Annotated in this window: 6 protein-coding genes; 3 read left to right on the forward strand and 3 right to left on the reverse strand. The window is 63.6% G+C overall.

The window, feature by feature from the left end; genetic code table 11:
* Positions 1-1,106 (reverse strand): AAA family ATPase (locus Q0K43_RS09260; RefSeq protein WP_297290261.1); only part of this gene is annotated, 1,106 nt, incomplete at its 3' end.
* A gap of 205 nt (positions 1,107-1,311) precedes the next feature.
* On the opposite strand from Q0K43_RS09260, the gene rlmB reads away from it, so the two are divergent.
* Positions 1,312-2,079, forward strand: a complete 768-nt coding sequence (rlmB, locus tag Q0K43_RS09265) for a 23S rRNA (guanosine(2251)-2'-O)-methyltransferase RlmB (RefSeq protein ID WP_297290262.1) — start codon at positions 1,312-1,314, stop codon at positions 2,077-2,079.
* 34 nt (positions 2,080-2,113) lie between these two features.
* Positions 2,114-4,294, forward strand: a complete 2,181-nt coding sequence (locus Q0K43_RS09270) for a hypothetical protein (RefSeq protein ID WP_297290263.1) — start codon at positions 2,114-2,116, stop codon at positions 4,292-4,294.
* Between the two features lie 21 nt (positions 4,295-4,315).
* On the opposite strand, the gene Q0K43_RS09275 is transcribed toward Q0K43_RS09270, so the two are convergent.
* Together Q0K43_RS09275 and Q0K43_RS09280 are read right to left on the reverse strand one after the other, a co-directional pair.
* Positions 4,316-6,178: a M56 family metallopeptidase gene (locus Q0K43_RS09275; protein WP_297290264.1), complete on the reverse strand. Its 1,863-nt coding sequence runs from the start codon at positions 6,176-6,178 to the stop codon at positions 4,316-4,318.
* 1 nt (position 6,179) lies between these two features.
* Positions 6,180-6,560: a BlaI/MecI/CopY family transcriptional regulator gene (locus tag Q0K43_RS09280; protein WP_297290265.1), complete on the reverse strand. Its 381-nt coding sequence runs from the start codon at positions 6,558-6,560 to the stop codon at positions 6,180-6,182.
* A 246-nt stretch (positions 6,561-6,806) separates the two neighbouring features.
* Between Q0K43_RS09280 and Q0K43_RS09285 the strand changes: the two genes are divergently transcribed.
* A partial coding sequence (locus tag Q0K43_RS09285) for a PEP/pyruvate-binding domain-containing protein (RefSeq protein ID WP_297290266.1) occupies positions 6,807-7,213 on the forward strand: 407 nt, incomplete at its 3' end.

Raw genomic sequence — 7,213 nt, forward strand, 5'->3', positions numbered from 1 at the left:
GCCTGGTCCAGCACCTCGGGCCGGTTGGTGGCGGCCAGCAGGATGACGCCCTTGGTGGGGTCGAAGCCGTCCATCTCGGCCAGCAGCTGGTTCAGGGTCTGCTCCCGCTCGTCGTTGCCGCCCATGCGGTTGTCCCGGGACTTGCCGATGGTGTCGATCTCGTCGATGAACACGATACAGGGGGCCATCTTGTTGGCCTCCTTGAACAGGTCGCGGACGCGGGCCGCGCCCATGCCCACGAACATCTCCACAAAGTCGGAGCCGGAGATGGAGAAGAAGGGCACGTTGGCCTCGCCGGCCACAGCCTTGGCCAGCAGGGTCTTACCGGTGCCGGGAGGGCCCACCAGCAGGGCGCCCTTGGGCAGCTTGGCGCCGATCTCGGTATACTTCTGGGGATTGTGGAGGAAGTCGATGATCTCCACCAGGGACTCCTTGGCCTCGTCCTGACCGGCCACGTCCTTAAAAGTGACGCCCGTCTTTTTCTCTACGTAAACCTTGGCGTTGGACTTGCCCAGATTGCCCAGGCCGCCCCCCATCTTGCCCGCCATATTGCGGAACAGGAAGGAGAACAGGAACACCATCACCACCATAGGCAGCACCCAGGAGATGAGCATGGAGACGATGGGATTGAGTTCCTCCACATATTCGGGGCCGTACTGGGTGACGTCGTGTTCCTCCAGCAGCTGGATCAGCTCATCGTCCCGCACCCCGGCCTGGGTGATGGGCGCGCAGAAGTAGGTGGTCTTATTCCTATCCCGCTGGATAAGAGGGGACGAAGTCTGCCCCCCGGTCTCCCCGGTGAGGCCGGCGGCGGTGGCGGTCTTGGTGATATTGCCGCTGGCGTCCACCGATACGCCGTCCTTCAGGTAGATGGTGTACTTATTGGACTCCATGACCACTCCGGCCACGCAGTCCTCCTTGACCAATTCCCGGAATACGCCGTAGCTCAGCTCCACCGAGTTGGCCTGGCGGAACATGGAGGTGGCATAATTCACAAGCACCGTCAGCACCAGCGCCCACAGGATAATGGACACAACGGCAGTCACATTGCGCTTATTATTGCCTCCGCCCTTTCCGCGGTTGTTGTTTTGGTGATCGGAATTCAAGAGGATGCCTCCTTGAGTACATTCATTCCAGATGGAAAGTAATTATAGTTATAGCACACACACCTCCAAAAAACAAGGAAGGGAAGGCCGAAAGCTGTAAACTTTCTATGAAACCGGCCGGATGAAACGGGGGAATTTTGATCTTTTTCTGCGGCCTGTCTTGTGGTATACTGAACATGATCAACAAGAAAGGCGGAAGCAAGTTATGAAGGAGCGCAGACCGGCCCGGGAGGCCGAGGCCGACGGTATCATTGAGGGGCGCAACGCCGTCACTGAGGCCCTGCGGGCAGGCACGCCCATTGACAAGATTTTTCTGGCCCGGGGCGAGACCGACGCCGCCCTGGCCCACATTGCCGCCGCCGCCCGGGATAAGGGCATCGTAGTGGTGGAGTGCGACCGGAAGAAGCTGGACTTTATGAGCCGCACCCACTCCCACCAGGGCGTCATCGCCCAGGCAGCGGTGCGGGAATACGCCAGTGTGGACGACATTTTGAACGCCGCCCGGGAAAAGGGGGAGCCCCCCCTCATCGTGGTGTGCGACGAGCTTTCCGATCCCCACAACCTGGGAGCGGTGATTCGCACCGCCGAGTGCGCCGGGGCCCACGGGGTCATCATCCCCAAGCGCCGCTCGGCGGGCCTGACGGCGGTGGTTGCCAAAACCTCCGCCGGCGCGGTGAGCCATATCCCGGTGGCCCGGGTGCCCAACCTGCCCGCCCTGCTCAAGGAGCTGAAGGACGAGGGAGTATGGGTGTTCGGCACCGCCGCCGACGGGGACCGGCTGCTCTACGACGCCGACCTGAAAGGCCCTGCCGCCATTGTTATCGGCAGCGAGGGGGACGGCATGGGCCGTCTGGTCAGCGAGACCTGCGATTTTCTGGTACGCATCCCCATGAAAGGCAAGCTCAACTCCCTCAACGCCAGCGCCGCCGCCGCCATCCTGCTGTATGAAGCGGTACGGCAGCGGATGGGCTGACGCACCGCGATCCAATGAAAAGGAGAACGAGCCTATGGCAAAGGACCGGGATCGTGAACTGAATAGTGGTCTGCCCGGCCAGGACGAGTTCTCCCTGGAATCCATTCTGGCGGAATTCGGCAGCGGGCAGAAGAAAAAGCGGAAGGAGGACGAGGACACCATCCCCTTCCCTGTCGTACCCAAAAAGCGGCGGACGTCCGAGCCGCCCAAACAGCCGGGGCGGCTGCTCACCTTCCCGGAGGCAGGCGCCCAGCCCGCCCGGAAAACCCGCCCGTCCCCTGCCACCCCGCCTGTCCGGCAGCAGCCGGAGCAGGCGTCTCCGCCCCCAAAGGCCGAGCAGCCGGAACAGGATAAGGTGCTGGAGTTCCCGGAGGAAGCCGTTGCTCCGGAAGAAAGCCCTCTGGCCGAGGGCATCAACCGTCTGCTGAAGCGGGCGGACGACTACGCCGAGCATATGTTTGAAGAGGAGGACGTGGAGAACGACACAGCGGTGCGCCGGGCGGAGGAATTCATCCCCGGCACCGACGAGGAGGAGGAACCCTCTCCCCGCCGTCGGGAGCGTAAGCCCCGCCGCCAGCCGCCCCCCGCCCCCGATCTGCCGCCGGCAGATCTGGCCCGCCGGTACGGCAAGGGGCTCAAGGGGCTGCGGCTGCGCTCCACCCTGGTATTCCTGCTCTTTCTTCCCACCCTCTACCTGACTCTGGATCTCTTCCCCTACCCCGCCGCCCTCACCCCCCAACTGCGGATGCTGGCTCTGGCCGGGGTGCAGGTGTTGGCCATGCTGCTGGGGCTGGACGTACTGTTCCGGGGTCTGTTCGGCCTGCTGCGGCTGGAATTCGGCATGGATACCCTGCTGGTCTTTGCCGCCGCCGCCACCCTGGCCGACGCTCTGACCATGTACAAGCTGGATCCCCGGGAAGGCCAGATGCCCTACTGCGCCGCCATTGTGCTGGGTATCTCCCTGCTGCTGCGGGGTACCTACCGCAAGCGGCGGGGCCTGCGGCTGGCCTGCCGGACGGCGGCCTCCGCCTCCCACCCCTATCTGGTCACTCTGGACGAGGGCAAGTGGAACGGCCGGGACACCTACGCCAAGTGGTCGGGAGAAGTGGTGGGCTTTGGCCGGCAGATGCAGGCCAGCGACGGCGCCCAGCGCATCTTCTGGCGGATCTGCCCCCTGCTGTTTATCGCCAGCCTGCTGTTGAGCATCATAGCCTCCATCGGCCGGGGTGCGCCCGAGCGGCTGCTTTGGTGCCTGTCGGCCACCCTTACCGCTTCCGCCTCCCTGTCGGGGGCCCTGTGCTTTGGACAGCCCTGGCTCACCCTATGCCAGCGGCTGAGCAAGTCGGGGGCCGCCATCGCCGGCTGGGACGGGGTCACCGCTACCGGCGGCAGCGGCATTCTGGTCACCGATGCCGATCTCTTCCCGCCGGGCTATGTGTCCCTCAACGGCATCAAGATCTTCGGGGATTTCCCGGCGGAAAAGGTGGTGGCCGACACCGCCACCCTGATCCGGGAGTCGGGCTGCGGCCTGGACAAGCCCTTCCATGACCTGCTGCGCTCCCAGGGGGCCATTTACCGCCGGGTTTCCAACTTCTTCTGCTATGAAGGCGGGCTGTCCGGCGTTATCCGCAATGAGCAGGTGCTGGTGGGTTCCGCCGACTTCATGCGTCTGATGGAGATCGCCCTGCCTCCGGGCCTGCGGGTGAAAAACGCCGTGTTCTGCGCCATCGACGGGGAACTGGCGGGCATCTTTGCTCTGAACTATATCCTCCACGGGGCGCTGGACCCGTCCCTCACCAGTCTCATCCGCAACCGGGTATCGCCGGTGATGGCCACCCGGGACTTCAATCTCACCCCCGCCATGCTTCGCCAGCGGTTCAAGCTGCCGGTGGAGCGGATGGAATATCCCGCCGTGGAGCGGCGGATGGAGCTGAGCGACGAGGACCAGCTCCACAGCGACATCCTCACCGCCGTGCTGTGCCGGGAGGGCATCGTGCCCTACTCCGAGGCGGTGGTAGGGGCCGCCCGGCTCCGCCGGGCCGTCCGTACTTCAGCGGTGCTGGCCTGTCTGGGGGCCACGGTGGGCTTGATTTTAGCCTTCTACCTCACCTTCGTGGGGGCCTATGCCTCCCTGTCCGCCGCCAACCTGCTGGTATTCCTCATCATGTGGCTGGTGCCCACTCCCCTGATCTCGGGAATGGTCAACAAATATTGAGACAAAAAGAATCCCTGCCCATCAGGCAGGGATTCTTTTTGCCTCAATAGCCGGTTCTTCCTCCGACAGCTCCACATGGCCGGTCTCCAAATCGTAGCCCCGCTCATCCAGCCATTCCCTGGCGGCCGAAAGGGGGTCCAGCAGGCCGGTCTCATGGCCCCCATCCGCCTGCTGCTGGAGGGCGGTATAGTAGTCCGCCGCCGTGGTGCCGGTATCCTGGGGCAGCACCAGATAGCGGGTACCGTAGTTGTTGTCCATCCAGCCCTCCACGCACCAGATGCCGCCTTCCCCCTGTTTGGCGGGCTGGGAGAGGATCAGGGTGATGGACTCGCTCCAGTCCCCGGTACGGAAGTAGACGTAGCGGTGGTCGCTCTCCCAGAGGTAACCGTCGTGGAAGTACATGCTGTTGTCGTAGGCTTCCAGGCCGTTGCGGGCGATAAAGTCAACTTTGACTTCCTTGGGCAGCCGGCTGTTCAGGGTCTCCCAGGCTTTGCTCTGCTCCTCCAGAGCGGCCTGGTCCTGGGCATCGCTGTAAAAGCGCACGTCGCTGGCGAAGAGCCACACATAGTACCAGCCGTCCCCCCGGGCAAAGGGTTTCACCCCGCTGCCGTCGGAGATGAGGTACTGCTCATAGGTGGCCTGGTCCCACCGGGCCAGGCTGAACAGCCAGCCCAGATCGGTGTCGCCGCCGCCCGCCGCCTCATAGCTGCGCTTTTCCCAGACGGATACCAGAAAATCATCGCCCGCTTCCGGCAGCTTCACCAGCAGCTGGTCGTCCAGATCTTTGGGAATGGCCAGCCGGAGGTCATAGTCCAGGTCGTACAGCGCCGGGTCCGCCAACAGGCCTTCCTGGTCGGCGGCGGGCGCCGGGCTGGGGCTGGGAGCCGCCCCGCTGACGGCAGCACAGCCGGTCAGAGCAACAGCCAGCACCAGGGTGGCCGCCAGGGCGGCAGGCCCCTGCCGTTTTCCTTTCATCACAAACACCAACCTTTCTTTCAACCGGGTTTTCTCCTCACATAAGGTCGTGGCCAACACGCCCATGCCTCTGGGGGGCCGGGCGGCCAGGGCCAGCAGAGTCTCTCCGTAGTGCTTCCGGGCGGGGCCGTCCATATGCCGGGTCACCGCCTCGTCGCAGGAGAGTTCGCAGGCCCGGGAGATCTCCCGCCGTACCACCGCCATCAGGGGATTGAACCAGTGGAGGCTGGTCACCGCCGCCGTCAACCACTTATAGAGCAGGTCGTGCCGCTTGGCGTGGGTCAGCTCGTGGGCCAGGATATCCGCCAACCGGTCGTTTTCCACCCCAACAGGCAGCACAATGGCGGGATGGACCGCCCCCAGCAGTATGGGGGTGTGGACGTATGTACTCTCCAGCAGATCCACTTTCCTGGTGGGACTCAGTGCTGCCAGCACATCCCGGGCCCCCTGACCGGCGGGGCGGGCGGAGGCGCGCACCAGGGCGGCAAACCGCCGGTAGCCCCACACATACCGCCCCAGACACAGGCCTGCCCCTGCGGCCCACAGGCCTAACCACAGTTCAGGGGCGGTGAGCAACGCCTTCCAGTCCGCCGCCTGCCAAGGCTGGGCGGCAGCATCGGGGGCCGTGGAGGCTGCTTCAGTACCGGTCTCCCCCTGGGACTGGACGGGACGGGTCTGAACACCTTCGTTGGGCGCTGCCGTCTGGGTCTGGATCTGAACCGGCTGCTCCGACAGGGCGGGCAGAGGGATGGTCACCCCCACCGGCAGGCACAGCCGCACCAGCACCAGCAGCCACAGGTAGTAGGCCGCCGCCCTGCTTTTGATGAGGGGCCGAGCCAACAGCAGCAGGCCGGTGAGCAGCGAACCCAGAAGACTTAACCTGAGCAGGGTGTGCAGAAAGGTCGCCATATCAGCTCTCCCCTTCCCGATCCAGGCCGTCCAGCAGGGCCCGCAGCTGGGCAATGTCCTCCCCGGACAGCTGGTCATGCTCCACCAGGGCGGCCACCATCTGCCGGGCCGACCCGGCATACAGCTTGTCAATGAGTTTCCGGGTGCGGTAGCAACCCAGCTCCTCCCGGCTCACCAGAGGCCGGTAGTAGTAGACCTGCCGCTTCTCCTGGGCCGCCGCCCCCTTGACACACAGCCGCCGCAGCAGAGTCTTGACCGTTTCGCCGTTCCGGTCCGCCAGGGCTTCCCTGATCTGCCCCAGCGTCACCGGCTCCCCGGCGTCCCACAACACCTCCATCACCTCCAGCTCCGCCTCGGTGATCTTTTCTTCCGCCGCTGCCATAGAACTACCTCCTTTAGGTTACAATTGTACCTTCTTGCCTATAGGGTACAACTGTAACCTCATTTTGTCAAGCCTTTTTTGGTTACGATCCGGCAACAATCCGCCCCATTTTGATAAACTGCACAGTTTGGTCAAAGGGAGGTAAATTCCCCCGAGACGTCTTGCATTTGTTTGTCAAAATGGTATAATATGTGCAAGTTACCGCATCAAATGTGTCAGCGGAACAAACTTAGGAGGAATGTGAAAATGGGCAATTCTCACAAGTACGTCTACTTGTTCTCCGAAGGCAACGGCTCCATGCGGGAGCTGCTGGGCGGCAAGGGCGCCAACCTGGCCGAAATGACCAACCTGGGTATGCCGGTGCCTCAGGGCTTTACCGTCACCACCGAGGCCTGCACCCAGTACTATAATGATGGCCGTCAGATCAACGCGGACATCCAGGCCCAGATCTACGAGTACCTGGGCAAGATGGAGGAGATCTGCGGCAAGAAGTTTGCCGATCCCGAGAACCCCCTGCTGGTGTCCGTGCGCTCCGGCGCCCGCGCCTCCATGCCCGGCATGATGGACACCATCCTGAACCTGGGCCTGAACGACGTGGTGGTGGAGGGCCTGGCCAAGTTCACCAACAACCCCCGCTTCGCCTACGACTCCTA

This window comes from uncultured Flavonifractor sp., assembly GCF_944383115.1.
GTDB lineage: Bacteria > Bacillota > Clostridia > Oscillospirales > Oscillospiraceae > Flavonifractor.